Source organism: Spongiibacter sp. (assembly GCF_984394615.1).
In genome coordinates this window covers 25796-45610 of the sequence record NZ_CFHTQA010000010.1, presented here as the reverse complement: position 1 = coordinate 45610, position 19815 = coordinate 25796, and the positions used below count along the sequence as shown (strand labels likewise).

General features: G+C 55.8%; 15 protein-coding genes. 8 read left to right on the top strand and 7 right to left on the bottom strand.

What is annotated here, in order from left to right; translation table 11 throughout:
- Positions 1 to 35: 35 nt before the first annotated feature.
- From aceK to AC5DB9_RS05920, 4 genes are all read right to left on the bottom strand, one after another.
- The gene (aceK, locus tag AC5DB9_RS05935; RefSeq protein WP_022959353.1) at positions 36 to 1787 is read right to left on the bottom strand and encodes a bifunctional isocitrate dehydrogenase kinase/phosphatase; all 1752 of its coding nucleotides are present in this window, start codon (positions 1785 to 1787) and stop codon (positions 36 to 38) included.
- Positions 1788 to 1880: 93 nt separating this feature from the next.
- Positions 1881 to 2915: an LLM class F420-dependent oxidoreductase gene (locus AC5DB9_RS05930; RefSeq protein ID WP_022959354.1), complete on the bottom strand. Its 1035-nt coding sequence runs from the start codon at positions 2913 to 2915 to the stop codon at positions 1881 to 1883.
- Between the two features lie 65 nt (positions 2916 to 2980).
- On the bottom strand, positions 2981 to 3463 hold the full coding sequence (gene rraA / locus AC5DB9_RS05925; protein WP_022959355.1) for a ribonuclease E activity regulator RraA: 483 nt from the start codon (positions 3461 to 3463) through the stop codon (positions 2981 to 2983).
- Between the two features lie 97 nt (positions 3464 to 3560).
- On the bottom strand, positions 3561 to 5165 hold the full coding sequence (locus AC5DB9_RS05920; protein WP_022959356.1) for an isocitrate lyase: 1605 nt from the start codon (positions 5163 to 5165) through the stop codon (positions 3561 to 3563).
- Positions 5166 to 5516: 351 nt separating this feature from the next.
- Here AC5DB9_RS05920 and AC5DB9_RS05915 point away from each other — a divergent pair, with 351 nt between their 5' ends.
- The 8 genes from AC5DB9_RS05915 (at position 5517) to AC5DB9_RS05880 (ending at position 16267) form a co-directional block, all read left to right on the top strand.
- Positions 5517 to 7700, top strand: coding sequence for a malate synthase G (locus AC5DB9_RS05915; RefSeq protein ID WP_272991562.1), 2184 nt, complete (start codon positions 5517 to 5519; stop codon positions 7698 to 7700).
- Between the two features lie 170 nt (positions 7701 to 7870).
- On the top strand, positions 7871 to 8818 hold the full coding sequence (locus AC5DB9_RS05910; RefSeq protein ID WP_028968368.1) for a LysR family transcriptional regulator: 948 nt from the start codon (positions 7871 to 7873) through the stop codon (positions 8816 to 8818).
- A gap of 102 nt (positions 8819 to 8920) precedes the next feature.
- Positions 8921 to 9385, top strand: coding sequence for an FKBP-type peptidyl-prolyl cis-trans isomerase (locus tag AC5DB9_RS05905; protein ID WP_022959359.1), 465 nt, complete (start codon positions 8921 to 8923; stop codon positions 9383 to 9385).
- A 168-nt stretch (positions 9386 to 9553) separates the two neighbouring features.
- Positions 9554 to 10441 (top strand): hypothetical protein, encoded by an 888-nt coding sequence (locus tag AC5DB9_RS05900; protein ID WP_272991559.1) that lies wholly within the window; start codon positions 9554 to 9556, stop codon positions 10439 to 10441.
- Entirely contained in the window at positions 10438 to 11247 is an 810-nt protein-coding gene (locus AC5DB9_RS05895) for an HAD-IIB family hydrolase (protein ID WP_272991558.1), read from the top strand. Before AC5DB9_RS05900 ends, AC5DB9_RS05895 begins: the two co-directional genes overlap by 4 nt.
- A gap of 134 nt (positions 11248 to 11381) precedes the next feature.
- A complete protein-coding gene (locus tag AC5DB9_RS05890) occupies positions 11382 to 12605 on the top strand; it encodes a glycosyltransferase family protein (RefSeq protein ID WP_022959362.1) in 1224 nt (407 codons plus the stop codon).
- Positions 12602 to 14350, top strand: a complete 1749-nt coding sequence (locus tag AC5DB9_RS05885; RefSeq protein WP_272991555.1) for an alpha-amylase family glycosyl hydrolase — start codon at positions 12602 to 12604, stop codon at positions 14348 to 14350. Before AC5DB9_RS05890 ends, AC5DB9_RS05885 begins: the two co-directional genes overlap by 4 nt.
- A gap of 123 nt (positions 14351 to 14473) precedes the next feature.
- Positions 14474 to 16267 carry an acyl-CoA dehydrogenase C-terminal domain-containing protein gene (locus tag AC5DB9_RS05880; RefSeq protein ID WP_272991553.1) on the top strand — a complete coding sequence of 598 codons (1794 nt, stop codon included), beginning with the start codon at positions 14474 to 14476 and terminating at the stop codon, positions 16265 to 16267.
- Positions 16268 to 16329: 62 nt separating this feature from the next.
- On the opposite strand, the gene acs is transcribed toward AC5DB9_RS05880, so the two are convergent.
- From acs to panC, 3 genes are all read right to left on the bottom strand, one after another.
- Positions 16330 to 18267, bottom strand: coding sequence for an acetate--CoA ligase (acs, locus tag AC5DB9_RS05875; RefSeq protein WP_272991552.1), 1938 nt, complete (start codon positions 18265 to 18267; stop codon positions 16330 to 16332).
- A 176-nt stretch (positions 18268 to 18443) separates the two neighbouring features.
- The gene (panD, locus tag AC5DB9_RS05870; protein WP_272991549.1) at positions 18444 to 18824 is read right to left on the bottom strand and encodes an aspartate 1-decarboxylase; all 381 of its coding nucleotides are present in this window, start codon (positions 18822 to 18824) and stop codon (positions 18444 to 18446) included.
- Between the two features lie 39 nt (positions 18825 to 18863).
- A complete protein-coding gene (gene panC / locus AC5DB9_RS05865; protein ID WP_028968369.1) occupies positions 18864 to 19748 on the bottom strand; it encodes a pantoate--beta-alanine ligase in 885 nt (294 codons plus the stop codon).
- Between the last annotated feature and the right edge of the window lie 67 nt (positions 19749 to 19815).

The window sequence follows — 19815 nt, the reverse complement described above, 5'->3', positions numbered from 1 at the left end:
TTGCAGGCGCCGTTTTTATGTCTGCGCGAAGCTGCCTAGTCACTCTGGCTGTTGTAGCCTTCGACGCGTTGCTGGAATCGCTGCTTCTTCCGATAGGGGAACACATCTGCCACAAAGCCGTCGCGGATTTTTTGTTGCAGACTTTGCCAGTACCCTGGGTCATACAGGTCGCTGTGCAGCTCGTCGAAGACTTTTTTGGCGCGCTGGTTCCCGGAAAAGAACAGGCGGAATTCCTCCGGGAAAACGTCCTCGGGCTTCACCTCGTACCAGGGCTGGGTGGCCATCGCCTGCTCCTCAGTTTTCGGCTCGGGGAGTTTGCGGAAGTTGCAATCTGTCAGCGGGCAGATTTCATCGTAGTCATAGAATACGACTCGACCGTGACGGGTGACCCCGAAGTTTTTCAGCAACATATCGCCGGGGAAAATATTACCGGCGGCAAGTTGCTTAATCGCGGTGCCGTACTCGTCCATGATGCTGTAAAGCTGTTGCTCATCGCAGTCTTTCAGGTACAGGTTGAGCGGTGTCATTTTGCGCTCGATGTACACGTGTTTGAGGATCAGCACGTTACCATTTTCCTCAACCAACGAGGGCGCTTCCTTGTAGAGCTCTTCAATCAACTCGTCAGAGAAGCGGCGGCGATCAAAGGCAAGGTTGTTGAACTCTTGGGTGTCGGCCATGCGACCACCGCGATCCCAGCGTTTAACCAGGCTATAACACTTTTTAACATGTTCTCGTGTCATTTCCTTGGGCGGTGTAAATCGGTCTTTAATCACCTTGTATACATAGCCAAAATCCGGGCGGGTGAACACGAGCATGACCATACCTTTGATGCCCGGCGCGATGACATAAGGAGCGTCACTTTCCAGCGTGTCGGCCACAGCGAAACGGAAGAATTCGCTCTTGCCGTGTTTCTGCATGCCGATGGCGTTATACAGCTCGAAGGTTTCCTTGTGGGGCATCAGCCGTTTCAAAAAGGCGACATACTCCGAGGGAATGGAGGCGTCGACCATAAAATAGCTGCGGCTGAAGCTGAACAGAATCGAGATGTCGTCGGGGTCGTAGAGCAGGGTATCCACATACAGTGGGCCCTCTTCCGAGTGCAGGATCGGCAGCACAAAGGGCAGGCTGAAACTGCCGCTGTAAACGCGGCCCACGAGATAGGCGGCCTTGTTGCGGAAGAACAGCGATTCCAGGGTTTCCACCCAGATGTCGCCCGTGCCGCGGGGAATGCGTGGGATCAATTCGTCGTTGACGACATTCATCATAAAGTTGATGTCGCGCTCCTGGTCTTCCCAGGGCGTATTGAACTCACAGTCATCGAGCATCTGGCGGATAATCGACGAGCCATTTTCACCGTTGAAGTGATAGCGGCGCAGGATCGAGTCGCTGTCCATCGGTCCTCGGTGGCCGACGGAGGTGGTGGCAAAGGTGTGCTGGTCGCGTATTTTTTCGTGCTTGAACACGTAGCAGTAAATCGAGTTAAAGAAAGACTGGGCGATCTCGAAATTGTCGTGATTTTGAATCAGCTCAGCGTATTCCTGCTTGGCGATTTCCCAGTGATCGCGGTTTTCTACGCTGCCGCCGGTAATGGTGTAGGCAGCTTCCGCCACAATAACCCGCTTTTGCTTCCAGAGGTTCAATCGCGCCTGCATTGCCGCTTGGGAGGCGTGCCAGTCAGCGGCTTCGAATCGCGCCTGCGCACCCAGCGTGATGTTTTTGAATTCGGCAAAAAACGCATCAAAGCCATTCAGAATGGCCATGGCGAGGCGACGGGTAACAGCAGTCATTGCGAGGGTCTGTCCTGTGGGCCGTTGGTCTGCGTGCAGTCTGCCCGACTTTTATGGAAAAACGAAGCCCGGTCATCGGCCGGGCGACGTGTTTTACAGGAAGCAGTCGGCCATCACTTCCCGTGCTTCTGCTTGCTGGCAGTTGAGGATCATGGTGCCGACTTCGCCGCGTTGCTCGGCCGCTTTCCAGTCTTTGGCGCGCTCGCGAATGCGGGCTTCAGGGCCAACCATGGCAATTTCATCTACCAAATCATTGGGAATGGCATCGCGGGCTTCGTCTTTTTTACCGGCCAGGTACAGATCCTGTACTTTTTCAGCCGCGTCGCCGTAACCCATGCGCGTGGCGTAGTCGGTATAGAAGTTTTTACCCTTGGCGCCCATGCCGCCTATGTAAAGAGCCAGGAAGTCCTTGATGAAGTAGCGGCAGCCATCGAGATTGTCATCCATGATGACGCCGACAAAGGGGGCGACATCGAAGTCGGCTTTCGTGCGCCCGCTTTTTTCCAGGCCTTTATTGATGCTGGGCTCCAGTACGGAATACTTCTCCGGGCTCATCCACACCGGGAACACACCGTCGGCCACTTCAGCAGAGGCTGCGACGCCTGCCGGAGTAATCGAAGCGGTGTAAATAGGGATGCTGGGGTCGCCGTGCAAGATGGATTTCAGTGGCTTGCCCAGGCCGGTAGTGCCTTCCCCTTTGTTTGGCATCTGATACATTTTGCCGTCGAATTCCACTGGGCCTTTGCGCTCAAAGATCTGCTTCATGATCTGGATGTATTCGCGGGTGCGGGTGACTGGCTTGCCGTAAGGCACGCCGTGCCAGCCTTCGACGACCTGTGGGCCGGAGGCGCCGAGACCGACAATAAAGCGACCATCGGAAAGGTGGTCCAGGCTCATGGCGGTCATGGCTGCCATCGCCGGAGAACGTGCTGGCATTTGCATGATGGCGGTGCCGACTTTAATTTTGTCGGTCTGAGCCAGAATCCAGGCGGCGGGAGTGACGGCGTCAGAGCCGTAGGCTTCTGCTGTCCACACTGAGTCGAAGCCCAATGATTCCGCGTGTTTGATATCGTCCATGGGCAATTTCAATTTAGCGCCCGAGTATCCCAGTAGTAGTCCCAGTTTCATGGTGTGCATCCTGTTATTGTGACGTCATTGTCGCGGGGTGGGAGTGTCGCTCCCCCGCAGTTGGTTTAGCTTACCAGCGCTTTTTCGGCGAAGATAACACCGGTTTCGTCAGCGTAGGCAAAGTCGCCAGGGGCGATGGTAATGCCGCCAAAGTGCAGCGGGACATTCAGTTGCCCCTCGTTACGCTTGTCAGTTTTGCGCGGTACGCTCCCCAGTGCCAGGACACCCAGTGACATGGGGGCAATTTCTTCTACGTCGCGCAAATAGCCGTAGATAATAATGCCGGACCAGCCGTTTTTCACCGCCGCGCCCGCCAGGTTATCGCCCAATAATGAGCGACGTGGGGACGCGCCGCCATCAACGACCAGCACGCGGCCATCACCGGGTTGTTTGACCTGTTCGGCTACCAGCGAATTATCTTCAAAGCATTTGATAGTGACCACTTCGCCGCCAAAGTGATGGATGGCGCCGTAGTGTTTCAGTGACAGTTCCAGTACGCGAACGTCGTCGCCGTGTTCGTCGCAGAGGTCGGGGGTGGATATGGTCATTGCAAACTCCCTGTGTTGCGGTGGTTTTGGCGCTGGTGAGTAGATACAAAAAAAGGGGCGACATCGCTGCCGCCCCTTTTTATACACCAATTGCCGATTAGATGTTCTCGAACTGGCCCATGGTGTTGTCTTTACCGCCAGCTTTCAGCGCAGCGTCACCAGCAAAGTACTCTTTGTGATCGTCACCGATGTTAGAACCAGCCATATCCTGGTGCTTAACGGTCGCGATGCCTTCGCGGATTTCTTTGCGCTGTACGCCGCCAGCATAAGCCAGCATGCCTTGGTCACCGAAGTAGCCTTTCGCCAGTTGATCAGTAGACAGTGCCGCAGTGTGGTAAGTCGGCAGAGTGATCAAGTGGTGGAAAATACCGGCTTCACGAGATGCGTCGGCCTGGAAGGTGCGGATCTTCTCGTCAGCGGCTGCCGCCAGATCTGTGGCGTCGTAGTCGGCGCTCATCAAGCGAGCACGATCGTAGGCAGAAACGTCTTTGCCCTCAGCTGACCACGCGTCAAAGATTTGCTGACGGAAGTTCAGGGTCCAGTTGAACGATGGGCTGTTGTTGTAAACCAGCTTCGCATTGGGTACCACTTCGCGAATGCGGTTTACCATGCCGCCGATTTGGCCAACGTGAGGTTTCTCGGTTTCGATCCACAGCAGGTCGGCGCCGTTCTGCAGGCTGGTGATACAGTCCAGAACAACGCGGTCTTCACCGGAGCCTTCTTTGAAGCAGAACAGGCCGCTTTGCAGACGCTTGGGCTTGAGCAGTTTGCCGTTAGATTTAACAACCACGTCGCCGTTTTGGATTTCGTCAGCGCTAGTGATGTAATCGCCATCGAGGAAAGCGTTGTATTGGTCGCCCAAGTCGCCCGGCTCGTTGGTAACCGCGATTTGCTTGGTCAGGCCAGCACCCAGAGAGTCAGTACGAGCAACGATTACACCGTCGTCGATACCCAGCTCCAGGAACGCGTAGCGTACCGCGCGGATTTTCGCCAGGAAGTCGGCGTGAGGAACAGTAACTTTACCGTCCTGGTGGCCACACTGCTTCTCGTCAGAAACCTGGTTTTCGATTTGGATACAGCAAGCACCCGCTTCGATCATTTGCTTGGCCATCAGGTAAGTCGCTTCTGCGTTACCGAAGCCAGCGTCGATATCAGCAATGATGGGCACAACGTGAGTTTCGTAGTTGTCGATCTTGCTGATGATCTCAGCTTCTTTTGCGCTGTCGCCAGCGTCGCGCGCGGCATCCAGATCGCGGAACAGGTGGTTCAGTTCCCAAGCGTCGGCTTGTTTCAGGAAGGTGTACAGCTCGCGGATCAGGTCAGCAACGGTGGTTTTCTCGTGCATAGACTGGTCGGGCAGAGGGCCGAACTCGCTACGCAGTGCAGCAACCATCCAGCCAGACAGGTACAGGTAACGCTTGTCAGTGTGGCCGAAGTGCTTTTTGATAGAGATCAGCTTTTGCTGACCGATGAAGCCGTGCCAGCAGCCCAGAGATTGAGTGTACTTGGCAGTGTCAGCATCGTAGTCGGCCATGTCTTTGCGCATGATGCCGGCAGTGTATTTGGCGATGTCCAGGTGCGTTTTGAAACGGTTCTGGGTTTTCATACGAGCCGCGTACTCGGGAGTGATGTCTCTCCAGCCGCTTCCCATTGCTTCGCGCAGGCTAGCGATAGCCTCGATGTCTTTTTGATACTGTGACATGGTCGATCCCTTCCTAAAGTGAGGACAAGTGATAGTGACGGAGGGAAGTGTAGGAGGAATTTTAAGATTTACCTAATTTATAGTTTTTATGATCGTTATTTTTATTGAGAATAATAAATTCTGGTGATCATGATTCTATCTGTTATAACAAAATGGCTGGATGCGAGGTGCTGCTTCCTTTCTATAGGGATCGACTTGAAGTCGCTTCATTCATTTGTGAAATAACAATAATAATATGGATAAATTTGTAGAATTATCCCCCGCTGGCTAGGATGTGGGCTACATTAGGTGAGGGATTACCCATTTCACCGTTTTCCAATGAGCGTCGCTAACCAGTTTTAAGGAGTTCCCATGTCTGCGTCGACCAACCGGGTTCAGCATAGTGGTTTACAAATTGCCGAGCTGCTTTATCGCTTGGTCAATGAGGAGATTGCTCCGGGCACCGGCGTGGACACCGATGCGTACTGGACGGCTTTTGCAGACATTATCCGTGACCTGGCGCCCCGCAACCGCGAACTGCTTGCCAAGCGCGACGCTATTCAGGCTCAGATCGACCAGTGGCACCACGACAATGCCGCTAACTTCGATGCGGCCGCTTACAAGCAGTTCCTGAGCGACATTGGCTACCTGCTTCCCGAACCCGCTGATTTTAGCATTGCTACGGAAAACGTAGACGACGAGATTGCCACCCTGGCTGGCCCTCAGCTGGTTGTACCGGTAATGAACGCTCGTTTCGGACTCAATGCCGCCAACGCGCGCTGGGGTAGCCTCTACGATGCATTATACGGCACTGATGTTATTTCCGAAGAAGGTGGCGCAGAGAAGGGCAAAGCTTACAATCCGGTGCGTGGCGACAAAGTCATTGCCTACGCTAAAGCTTTTCTGAATAAGCACGTTCCGCTTGCGGCGGGCAGTCATGCCGACGCCACCGCGTATTGCATCGACAACGGCAGTCTGCGGGTAACGCTGAAAGACGGTTCGACAACAGGCCTGCAAAGCCCTGAGAAATTTACCGGCTATATGGGCAGTGCTGAAGCGCCCAGCAATGTGCTGCTGATTAACAATGGTCTGCACATCGATATTCAAATTGATGGCGAGCACCCTATTGGCAAGACCGACGCGGCACGCGTGAAGGATGTTTGCCTGGAGGCAGCACTGACCACCATTCAGGACTGTGAAGACTCCGTGGCTGCCGTCGATGCTGACGACAAGGTTGTGGTCTATCGCAACTGGCTGGGTCTGATGAAGGGTGACCTGGAAGAGCGTTTCGAAAAGGGCGGTAAAACCCTGACCCGCCGCATGGTGGAAGACCGTGTATTCACCGCGCCTGACGGCAGTGAGAAAACCTTGCACGGCCGCTCGCTGCTGCTCGTGCGCAACGTTGGCCACCTGATGACGAACGAAGCCATTCTGGATGCCGATGGCAATGAAGTGCCGGAAGGCATTATGGATGCCATGGTTACAGTGCTGGCTTCCATGCACGACTTGCAGGGTAACGGTCGTGTTCGCAACTCGCGTAAAGGCAGCGTGTACATCGTTAAGCCGAAAATGCACGGCCCCGAGGAAGTGGCTTTCGCTGCCGAACTGTTCAGCCGCGTAGAAGATGCTCTCGGACTGGCTCGCAACACCCTGAAAATCGGCATTATGGATGAAGAGCGCCGCACTACGGTTAATCTTAAGGCCTGTATTGCCGCAGCCAAAGAGCGCGTGATCTTCATCAATACTGGCTTCCTGGATCGCACCGGCGACGAAATTCACACCAGCATGGAAGCGGGCGCCTTCGTGCGCAAAGCCGACATGAAGCAGCAGGCGTGGATCAGCGCCTACGAAGACTGGAACGTGGATATCGGTCTGGCTTGTGGCTTGAGTGGTCGTGCGCAGATCGGTAAGGGCATGTGGGCGATGCCCGATGAAATGGCGGCAATGATGGAGGCCAAAATCGGTCACCCGAAAGCCGGTGCCAACTGTGCCTGGGTACCATCACCCACCGCGGCGACGCTGCATGTGATGCACTATCACGACGTGAATGTGCGCAGCCAGCAAGAAGAGATTGCTAAGCGTCAACGCGCATCACTGGACGATATTCTGACCTTCCCGGTTGCGGCTGAGACCAACTGGTCCGCCGAGGAAATTCAGAACGAACTGGACAACAATGCACAGGGGATTCTGGGCTACGTGGTTCGCTGGATCGACCAGGGTGTTGGCTGTTCGAAAGTGCCGGATATTAACGATGTAGGCCTGATGGAAGACCGCGCAACACTGCGTATCTCGAGCCAGCACATTGCCAACTGGCTGCGCCATGGCATCTGCACGGAAGAGCAAGTGATGGAGACCATGAAGCGTATGGCGGCCGTCGTTGACCGTCAGAACGCCGGTGATGCGGCTTACCTCAACATGGCTCCCAATTTTGACGACAGTGTGGCCTTCCAGGCCGCCTGCGAGCTGGTCTTCGAGGGCTGCAAACAGCCCAACGGCTACACCGAGCCGGTTCTCCACCGCCGTCGTATTGAGTTCAAGGCGAAGCACGGCGCCTAAGCGCCGCCGCCACTTTTTCCTGTCAGTGAGGCTTGGCCCGGTTCTTCCGGGCCTTTTTTTGTCTGATATTCGGCCACGAGTGTCGCAGGCGCGTCAGCAATGCTGGCGAGCTGGCGATAAAATGAGCATAATCATCCTGTGTTATGCAGCCCTTCGGAGCTATTCCTATCATGAATTTATCGCGTATCGATCTCAACCTGCTGGTGTATCTGGATGTGTTGCTGCGGGAAAAGAATGTGACGCGCGCGGCTGAGCAATTGGGCATTACTCAGCCTGCATTGAGTAATGGCCTGCGCCGCCTGCGTGATCTGTTCAACGATCCGCTGCTAGTGCGTACCAGTGAGGGCATGACGCCCACCGAGCGAGCGCTGGAGCTTCAGCCGCAGGTGCGAAATATTCTGGCTTCGGTGGAGCAGGCGGTGCTGCCGGTTTCCGACTTTGAGGTGACTCGCAGCAATCGGGTGTTCAGGGTGATGGCCAGCGATTATGCCGAGTCTACGCTGCTTACGCGTTTGCTGTTCAAGCTCCGGGATGAGGCACCGAATATCACTTTGGATATCCTCACGCCCTCCGACGTGACCTTTCAGGATCTGGAGCAGGGCAAGATTGATATGGCGGTAAACCGCTTTGATCGCCTGCCGCAGTCATTTCACCAGGCGACGGTATGGCGAGACAGCTTCTCCTGCCTGATGAGCAGCGAAAACAAAGCCTTGGAAAATTTTGATATGGAGGCTTTTCTGGCCGCGCCACACATCTGGGTGAGTAAAACCGGCATGGGTGTGGGGCGTGGTATGAGTCATCGCGACAGTCAGCGTTTGGGCTGGGTCGACGAGGCCTTGGCTGAAGTGGGGCACGAGCGGCAGATTCGCGTGTTTACCCGCCACTATCAAGTTGCCGCGCTCTTGGCTCGCCATCCTGATCTCATTGCGACGCTGCCTACTCAGGTTGCCAAGTTGTATGCGGATGACTCTCGCCTGGCAGTGCGTAAACCGCCGTTTATGATCATTCCCATCGAGTTGAAGTTGGCGTGGAGCCCGCTGTTGCAACACGACCCAGGCCATATCTGGCTGCGCCGCCGCATTGTTGATATGGGGCAGGAGATGATCGAGCACGGATGAGCTTGGCAAAAGTCCCGGAAAGTCGGCTCTCAGCGGGCCCGCGGGGTGACCTCGGCGGGTAAAGCTGTCATGCTTGCCGCCTCATTTTAACGGGAGGTTCCCATGAACATTGCCAACGATTGCGTGGTGGCATTTCACTACACGCTCACCGACGACAACGGGGTAGAGCTGGATTCATCTCAGGGCGGTGAGCCGCTCGCATACCTGCACGGTCACGGTGGTATCATCCCCGGGCTGGAGCGCGAACTGGAAGGCAAAGTTGCCGGCGATGCACTGAAAGTGACAGTTCAGCCTGCTGATGCCTACGGCGAAGTGAACCCAGAGCTGGTTCAAGCTGTTCCTCGCGACGCTTTCCAGGGTGTGGACCAGATCGAAGTTGGCATGCAGTTCCAAGCCCAGGGTGCGGGTGGCCAAGTACAGTTGGTCGTAGTAAAAGCGGTGGACGACGAAAATGTTACCGTTGATGCCAATCATCCTCTGGCGGGTCAAACACTGCATTTTGATGTCAATATCGCCGACGTTCGCGAAGCATCTGCAGAAGAGATTGAGCACGGCCACGTGCATTAATCGTTTGCCGGACTGGAGTGCTTCCTGTCCGGCTGCCTTCCCCCCCTTTTTGCCGCACTGGCAAGAAATCTGCTTAACGTCTTCCCATCTCAGTGCATCGCACTGTCAAAAAGATCGGTTACGCTGTGCCTGAGTGTCGGCGGACTGAGCGACCGGGAGGGACAAGCCATGTCGGATTTGACCGGAATTGATGAGTTTCTGCGCAGCGAATCGTTGCCAGCCAGCTATTGCCAGCAGGTCGACCAGTATTTTCTACCCTTTATTCAGCGCTGGTTGGCTGTCGAGTTGTCGGCGCCGAAAGTGCTGGGTATCCACGGGGCACAGGGCAGCGGTAAGTCTACCCTTGCTGCCTTTTATCAGTGGTATTTGCGGCGTCATTGCGGCAAGCGAGTTGCCTGCCTCTCGCTGGACGATTTTTATCTGCCGCGCGGTGAGCGCCTGCGTCTTGGTAGTCATCAGCATCCGCTGTTGGCTACACGCGGTGTGCCGGGCACGCATGACCTGCCGCTCGCGTTGGGAACACTGGAGGACTTGCGCGCGGGTCGCCCCACGGCACTGCCGCGGTTCGATAAAGCGCGGGACGATCGCTGTGAAGTCGTTGACTGGCCGCGTGTTGGCGCTGTGGATGTCATTATTTTGGAGGGTTGGTGCCTCGGGGTGCCGCCGCAGGCGGAATCAGAGCTCGCCGATCCGATTAATGCACTGGAAGCCGAGGAAGATAGCGATGGCCGCTGGCGGCGCTGGGTCAATGATCAGCTTGCCGGGAGCTATCAACAGCTGTTTGCAGAGCTTGACTGCTTGCTGATGTTAAAAGCGCCAAGCTTCGACTGTGTTGCGAGCTGGCGGGAAGAACAGGAGCAGAAAATGGCGGCCCGGCGTGCCGATGATGACAGCGCTCACTTTATGAGTTCGGCTGAAATTCTCCGCTTTGTCAGTCATTATGAACGCCTGACCCGACATGCATTAAGCGTATTACCTGCGCGAGCCGATGCGGTGATGACGATGGATGAGCGCCGCAGTATTGTTTCGTTGAGCTACAAAGGGAGTCCTGGGTGACCGCAAACACCGCCGTTTTTACCGACCTTGATGGCAGCCTTCTCGATCATGATAACTATTCCTTTGCCCCTGCGGCAGAGGCCCTTGCAACGCTGGATGACCAGCAAATTCCCTGGATACTTAATACCAGCAAAACGGCCGCTGAGCTGGCAGAGCTGCGCCAGCATCTGAATAATCCCTACCCGTATATTGTTGAAAATGGCGCTGCGGTGGTTTTTCCAGAGAACGCCGTGGTGGCGGAGCCTGAGGGCCTGGAGTCATCGCCTTGGGGGAAAGTCAAAGCGCTGGCTCCCGGGCGTCAGCATATTCTGCGTGTGATTCGAGACTGGCGTGAGGAACATGGCCCGGTTTTCACCGGATTTTCCGATATGGATGCACCGAAAGTGTGCGAGCTGACCGGCTTGCCCCCGGAGGGGGCGGTGTTGGCACTGCAGCGCGAGTATTCTGAGCCGATTGTATGGCAGGGAAGTGATGCCAACTGGCAGGCATTTTCTGACATGCTTGCCGCTGAAGGCTTGCAGGCACTTCGTGGCGGGCGGTTTACTCACATCATTGGTGACTGCGATAAGGGGCGCGCCATGCGCTGGCTGGCGCCCAGATTAATTCCCGGGTGTACTGCGCCACGCTGTATTGCACTGGGGGACGGGGAGAACGATGTCGCCATGCTTGCACTGGCGGACGAAGGGGTGATTATCCGCTCTGCCCACCATGAGCCGCCACTCGTGCCGGCTCCCTCAGGGCGGATACACATTACCGACGAATGTGGTCCGGCGGGGTGGAATAGCAGTTTGTTGGCCTTGTTATAAGCTATAGGGGCAGGCGGCACGGAAAATGCCTTAATACTGCGCAGGCCCCGGATCGCGAACGAGGCTTGCGGAATGATAGGGTGGCCAATGCCGGGCGGTCCTGTCAGACACAACAATAAGGGGAATGCAGTACCATGGCTGATTTTTATCAGAACGGCATCATTACCACACTTCATAATCTTGTTGACCGGCCCATCGAGGCACTGGAAGCCGAGCTGAGTGGCTTCGCACGGCACCGTCCGATGGCGTTGGTATTACCATCGTTGTTTTCTGAGCTGGAGGGGCCGGCTCTTGGTCACATCATTGATGAGATCGCCAAGGTGCCCTACATCAATGAGATTATTATCGGCCTCGATCAGGCTGACGAAGCGCAGTATCGACATGCGCTGAAATTTTTCAGCCGCTTGCCTCAACCGCACCGTGTGCTGTGGAACGATGGCCCACGGCTGCGCGCCATTGATGAGCGTCTCCAGGCGCGAGGATTATCGCCGCAAGAACCGGGCAAGGGGCGGAATGTCTGGTATTGCCTCGGTTATGTGCTGGCGTCGGGGCAGAGCGAGGCGATTGCGCTGCACGACTGCGACATTCTCACCTACGACCGTCGGCTGCTTGCTCAGTTGTTTTATCCAGTGGCCAATCCCGGCTTTAACTACGAATTCTGCAAAGGCTTTTACGCCCGTGTCGCGGATGGGCGCATGAACGGTCGTGTCAGTCGCCTGCTGGTGACGCCACTGATCCGCTCGCTGAAAAAAGTGCTGGGCGATCTCGACTACCTCGACTATCTGGACAGTTACCGCTATCCGCTTTCCGGTGAGTTCTCGATGCGCCGGGATGTGTTGAACGACCTGCGTATTCCCAGTGATTGGGGCCTGGAGATTGGCGTGCTGTCGGAAATGTATCGCAACTACTCTACCAACCGGCTGTGCCAGGTAGACATTGCGGACAGCTATGATCACAAGCACCAATCGCTGTCAGCGGATAACGATACTGGTGGCTTGTCGAAAATGTCGATCGATATCTCCAAGGCGATTTTCCGCAAGTTGGCCACGAATGGTGTTGTGTTTAACAGCGAAACCTTCCGTTCCATCAAGGCGACCTACTTCAGGGTGGCGCTCGATTTTGTGGAGAGCTACCGAAATGATGCGGTAATGAACGGCTTGGACCTGGATTTGCATCGCGAAGAAGAAGCCGTGGAGTTGTTTGCCGCCAATCTGGTTAAGGCGGGGAATGCCTTCCTGGATAACCCTATGGAAACACCTTTCATCCCGAGTTGGAATCGGGTGTGCAGTGCGGAGCCGGAATTGTTGACGGCGCTTTATGACGCCGTTGCCGCTGATTTGGACGAGTTTGGTGCATGACGGATAGCAACCCCCAGTCGCATTTGCGCGATAAACTCTACGCGCATCTTGAGCAGATCTATCCCCAGCGGGAGCTGTCGCGGCTGGTGGAGTTGCTGATCGAGTTGATGGAGCTGGATCAGCGCTGCTTTATGCCGGAGGCGCATAAAAATCTCTGGGACGAGCGGGACTGTTTGATGATCGCCTACGGCGACAGTCTTCAGCGAGAGGGCGAGTGGCCGCTGCACACGCTTCACGACTTTTTGCGTCGAGAGTGCCGCGGGGTTATTTCCGGTGTGCATATCTTGCCGTTTTACCCCTGGAGTTCCGACGACGGTTTTGCGGTGATCAACTACGTTGAGGTGAATCCGTCGTTGGGGGAATGGCAGGACATTAATGCGATTTCCCGTGACTTCGATGTCATGGCCGATCTGGTTATCAATCACTGCTCAAGCCGCAGTCAGTGGTTTGAAAACTTCAAGCAGCGCCGCGACCCCGGCAAGGATTATTTTGTCGAAGCGGACCCCGAGTGGGATCTTTCGGCGGTGGTGCGGCCTAGAACAAGCCCGTTACTTGCCGAGGTGCAGACGCTCGATGGCAAGCGACACGTCTGGTGTACATTCAGTCACGATCAGGTCGATCTCAATTTTGCCAACCCTGAAGTGCTGTTGGAATTTGTGCGAATTGTTCGCCATTACCTCGATCAGGGGGTGCGCATCTTCCGGCTGGATGCGGTTGCCTTTCTCTGGAAGGAGCCGGGGACGAATTGCCTGAATCTGAATCAAACGCATGAAATGGTACGCCTGCTGCGCAGTCTGATAGAGCATGCGGCCCCCGATGCCATTCTGATTACTGAGACCAATATTCCTCTGCGCGAGAACCTAGCGTATTTCGGCAACGCCAACGAAGCGCATCTGGTTTACAACTTCTCTTTGCCGCCGCTGCTGCTGAGCGCTCTGGTCAGTGGCGACAGTTCGGCGCTCAATCGCTGGATGATGGGGATGCCTGCGGCACAGGATGGCACGACGTACTTCAACTTTATCGCCTCGCATGATGGTATCGGCCTGCGGCCTGCAGAGGGCTTGCTGGATGACGATGAGATTAATCGGCTGGTGGGGTTGATGGAGGAGAGTGGGGGGCTTGTGTCGTGGCGGGCGCTGGGTAATGGCGAGAATCGCCCCTATGAAATTAATATCAGTCTGTTTGATGCCATGCGTCGCCGTCACGGCGCCGGTGAAGATGGTTATCAGGAAGCACGTTTCCTGTGTGCCCATGCTGTAATGCTGTCTTTGCAGGGTATTCCCGCATTCTATATTCACAGTCTGTTGGCGACGGGAAATGATTTGAACCGCGTGGCTCACAGCAATCACAACCGCTCGATCAATCGCCACCAATGGCAAGCTGACGAGCTGGAGGCCGCACTGGAACATGGTAGCAACAGCCACCATCGCCGTGTCTTTGATGCGCTGAAAACGATGATCAGCAAGCGGGCTGAACAGCCCGCGTTTCATCCCAACGCTGCCCAGTTCCCGCTCCATCTCGGGGACAAGCTGTTTGGCTTGAGGCGGGAAAGTCGCAGCGAGGGAGCGCCGCAAACCCTGTTGGCGATTTACAACTTCAGCGCAGAGAAGCAAACACTGCCACTGGCTGAGCTGAACCTCGATACCGACAGGCGCTGGTTCGAGCTGTTAAGCGGTGCCGAGATCGTTGCCGAACAGGGAAGTCTGCTGCTACCTGCTTACGGTTATTGCTGGCTTGCCTGCTAGCCGTTGCCACCCGCAGGCGCACGATCTGTTCGCCTGTTGACCTCCAATGTTACTTATCCCTCGATGCATATCTGCTAAGCTGCGGCGGTTTCCCGTATCTGATACAGCAAGTTGAGGTTTGCCATGGCCGACTATAAAGCGCCCCTGCGCGATATTAATTTCGTTCTGAAAGAGTTTCTGAACAGCGAACAACACTATGCTTCGCTGCAAGGTTGTGAGCGGCCGGATATGGACGTCGTCGATGCGGTGATTGGTGAAGGCGCCAAGTTTGCCGAGAACGTCGTCGGCCCGATAGCGGCCAATGGCGATGAACAGGGTTGTAAGTTTGACGGCGGCAAGGTCACTACACCGGACGGCTTTAAGGAAGCCTTCCGTCAGTGGGGTGAGGGTGGCTGGCAGTCGCTGAGTATTCCAGTGGAAGAAGGCGGTCAGGGCTTGCCGTCGTCAATTGGTACGGTGATCGGCGAAATGGTCGGTTCGCCGAGCTGGGCATTCAGCATGTATGGCGGTTTGGCGCTGGCGCCGGTGACGTGCTTGCTGAATGGCGGTACAGAGGAGCAGAAACAGCGTTATTTGCCCAAGCTGCTCAGTGGAGAATGGGCGGGCACCATGTGCCTGACCGAGGCCCACTGTGGTTCGGATGTTGGTCTGCTGCGCACGAAAGCGACCCGCAACGACGATGGCACCTACACCTTGCAGGGCACCAAGATATTTATCTCCGGCGGTGAGCAGGACATGACCGACAATATCATTCACGCCATTCTGGCGAGAGTGGACGGAGCGCCGGAGGGGACTAAGGGTATCTCGCTGTTTATCGCACCCAAATACTGGGTGAATGAAGACGGTTCGATGGGGGATTTCAACAATATCAGTTGTGGCGCTATCGAGAAGAAGATGGGGCTCAAGGCTTCTGCAACCTGTGTGATGAATTACGATGGCGCGCGTGCGGTACTGCTCGGTGAGGAGAATCGCGGCCTGGAAATCATGTTCAAGTTGATGAACGCTGCACGACTGGGTACCGCTTTGCAGGGGCTGGCGATGGGGGAGGTCGCCTATCAGGGGGCGATGGACTATGCCCGTGAGCGCCTGCAAATGCGTTCTCTCACCGGTCCGAAGAACTCGGATGGCCCCGCCGATCCGATTCTGGTGCATCCGGATGTTCGCCGTATGCTACTGACTCAAAAAGCCTTTATTGAAGGCCAGAGGGCGTTTATTTACTGGCTGGCGCAGCAAGTGGACTTGACTCGCCACGGAAGTGAAGAGCAGCAGGAAAGCGCAACGCAGTTGCTTGAGCTGCTGACGCCAATCGCCAAGGCCTTCTGCACGGAAACGGCTCAGGAAGTGACGTATCTCGGAATGCAGGTGTTCGGTGGCCACGGCTATATCTGGGAGCACGGTATGGAGCGGATTGCCCGCGATAACCGTATTTCCACAGTATATGAAGGGACGACCGGAATTCAATCGCTGGACCTGTTGGGCCGGAAAGTGATGGGAAGCGGCGGCGCGGTGCTGCGCAACTTTACCAAGCTGATTCACAAATACTGTGAGGCCCACAAAGAGAATGCCGCGATGGCGGAGTTTGTTGAGCCGCTGGCTGTGCTGAACAAAGAGTGGGGCGAAGTGACAATGGCTGTGGGTGAAAAAGCCATGAATAACGCCGATGAGGTTGGCGCGGCATCGGTGGATTATCTGATGTACTCCGGCTATATCGCTTTTGCTTACATCTGGGCCCAGATGGCGGAAGTTGCCCAGCGTCAGTTGGCCGATGGTAACGACGACCCGCTCTACAGAGGGAAAATCAAAACGGCACGCTTCTACTTCCAGCGGCTGCTGCCGAGAACCGCCAGTCACAAGCAGGCAATGCTGGCCGGTGCAGACGCTTTGATGGATGTTGCTGAGGACGAGCTGACGTACTGAACCTAGTCGCGGAATGTTCGTGAGCAAAAACGGAGCCTTTTGGCTCCGTTTTTTATGAGTGACTATTTGTTGTGCCGGTGTTCAATCAGTTCGTCGACGACCGCTGGATCTGCCAGTGTTGAGGTGTCGCCGAGGTTCTCCAGCTCATTCGAGGCGATCTTGCGCAGGATGCGACGCATGATTTTGCCGGAGCGGGTTTTCGGCAGGCCAGGGGCCCACTGAATGACATCGGGTTTGGCGATAGGGCCAATTTCCTGAACACAGAGTGCGGTCAACTCCTTGATCAGCGATTCGTCGCCGACTTCGTCGTGCATCAATGTGACATAGGCGTAGATGCCCTGCCCTTTAACGTCGTGGGGGTAGCCAACCACCGCCGCTTCAGCAACCTTCTCGTGTAATACCAGTGCACTTTCCACTTCAGCGGTGCCCATGCGGTGGCCGGAAATATTCAGTACGTCGTCGACGCGACCGGTAATCCAGTAATCGCCGTCAGCATCGCGGCGCGCGCCATCCCCCGTGAAGTAGTAGCCGGGATGCGTGCTGAAATAGGTGTCGATCATGCGTTGGTGATCGCCGTATACGCTTCGAATCTGGCTGGGCCAGGAGCGCTTGATAACCAGCAGGCCTTCACCGGGCCCCTCAATTTCGTGACCGTCGTTATCGAGTAGAGCGGGTTCAACGCCAAAGAAGGGTTTGGTAGCCGAGCCGGGCTTCATCGGGATCGCGCCCGGCAGGGGCGTGAGCATATGGGCGCCGGTTTCGGTTTGCCACCAGGTGTCGACAATGGGGCAGCGTTTGTCGCCGACTACTCGGTAGTACCACTCCCAGGCTTCCGGGTTGATGGGTTCACCTACTGTACCTAACAGGCGAAGACTGCTGCGCGAACAGCGGTCGACATATTCATCACCCTCACCCATCAGGGCGCGAATGGCCGTCGGCGCGGTATAGAAAATATTCACGTCGTGCTTATCGACCACCTGCCAAGCGCGTGAAGCGTCGGGGTAGGTGGGAACGCCTTCAAACAGCAAAGTGGTGGCGCCGTTTGCGAGCGGTCCGTAGACCATGTAGCTGTGACCGGTTACCCAGCCAATGTCAGCGGTACACCAGTAAATCTCACCATCTTTATAGTCGAAGACATACTTGAAGGTCATTGCCGATTGCAGCAGGTAGCCCGCTGTTGTGTGGAGTACGCCTTTGGGTTTGCCGGTGGAGCCAGAGGTATAAAGAATAAACAGGGGGGCTTCACTATCCATGGGAACCGCCGGGCAGTCAGCGCTGGCGGCGGCAGTGGCTTCTGTGTAACAGACGTCGCGGCCTTCTTCCCAGTTTACCTTGCCGCCAGTGCGTTTGACGACAATACAAGTATCGACGCTGGGGCAGTCTTTAAGTGCTTTGTCCGCATTTTCTTTCAGCGGAACCTTGCGGCCGCCGCGCACGCCCTCGTCGGCGGTAATCAGTGCTTTGCACTTGGCATTTTGAATGCGGTCTTTCAGCGCCTCGGGCGAGAAGCCACCGAACACGATGGAGTGAACGGCCCCGATGCGGGTGCAGGCGAGCATGGCATACGCCGCTTCCGGGATCATCGGCATGTAAATGCAAACTCGGTCACCCGCGGATACGCCGCGGTCTTTCAGCACATTCGCCAGTTTGCAGACTTCGCTGTGCAGTTCGGCGTATGTGATGTGGCGGCTGTCGGCAGGGTCGTCGCCCTCCCAGATGATTGCCGTCTGGTCTGCGCGGGTAGCGAGATGTCGATCTATGCAGTTGGCGCTGACATTGAGTTTGCCGCCATCAAACCAACGGGCTTCGCCCTTGGGGAAGTCGTACTCGCAGACGCTGTTCCAGGGGGCGTCCCAGGTGAGAAACTCTTCAGCCTGTTCTGACCAGAATGCATCGGCGTCATTGATGGAACGCTCATACATTTCATCGTAGCGCTCGCGGTTGATGTGGGCATTGCGCGCGAATTCTTCCGGTACGGGGTGCGGGGTAAACGTCGTCATGATGCATCCTTCGTTACAATTATTATGGCGGCAGCGCGTCGAGGCGGCGCGGGTATGTAACAGAGGATACTCCCTGCTGCAGGGGCATTGAAGCCCAACTAGACTAAAGTCGAAGCGCTGCGGAAGGGGTAGAGGGGAAATAAAAAAGCCGCCTCGGATGGGCGGCTTTATGGGAATCAGGCGACCTGAATGGGAATCGCGTTGCTTGAGTGGCTGACGCTATTGTCTGGATTCATGTAAATCAGGCGGGGCTTGAAATTAATCAGCTCCGCTTCAGTGTAGCTGGCATAAGCGCAAATGATGATTGTGTCATGAACACCGGCTTTGTGCGCGGCAGCACCATTGATAGAAATGATGCCTGTGTTTTCCTCACCGCGAATCGCGTAAGTGGTGAAGCGATTGCCATTGGTGACATTGTATATCTGGATTTGCTCAAACTCGCGGATGCCTGCCATGTCGAGCAGTTTGCCATCGATGGCGCAGGAACCCTCATAATCCAAGACGGCGTGGGTCACGCGCGCTTTGTGGAGTTTGGCTTTCAGCATAACGGACTGCATAACGCTGTTCCTTTCTCTTCAGTCTGACTGGCGGCTAGTTTAGTTGGCGGCCAGCATGCCCCAGTCAGTACTGGGATTCAGGGTCAGGGTGACGTTGTCGATAAGCCGAGTCGAGCCCAACTTGGCGGCGGCTAGTATAACAACTTCTTCCGTTTCGGGGCGAACTTCAGCGAGGCTGCGAGCGTCGCAAATATTCACGTAATCCGGTTCAAAGCCCGCTTCAAGCAGTGCAAGGCGAGCATGACTCTCCAGCTCAACATAGCTGTCGTAGCCACAAGCAATGGCTTCGCGCAGTTCCTGCAATACCCGGTGGAGTTCCGGCGCCTGCTGGCGTTGTATGTCGCTGAGGTAACCGTTGCGTGAGCTCAGCGCCAGGCCATCTTCAGCGCGCGCCGTTGCCACACCAATAATATTGATGGGCATGCACAGGTCGCTGACCATCTTGCGGATGACGCTGAGTTGTTGAAAGTCTTTCTCTCCAAATACGGCAGTGTCGGGCTGCACAATATTGAACAGCTTGGTCACAATCGTTGATACGCCGGTGAAATGCCCGGGTCGATTGGCTCCGCAGTGTCCTTCTGATACGACGGGAACTGAAACCTTGCTGTGCTGGTCCATGCCCTCGGGATAGATCTCTTCTACCGTGGGCAGGAACAAAAACTGGACGCCTTCGGCGAACAGCTTTTCCTTGTCGGCCGCCAAGGTGCGCGGGTATGTGCTGAGGTCCTCGCTGGCGGAAAATTGCAGTGGATTCACAAAAATGCTGACCACCACAATATCGGCTTCGCGGGAGGCCCTGCGAACCAAAGAGATATGACCCTCGTGCAGATTCCCCATAGTGGGAACGAAGGCAACAGTTTTACCGGCGCGGCGCGCGCTGTGAATGGCGGTTCGGAGCGCTGCGGCTGAGCTGTATGTTTTCATACCACCTAACTTCCCAATCTCGATCTCTGCAATGTAGGCAGAGGCAGTTTGCTGTGAAGTCAGTCCG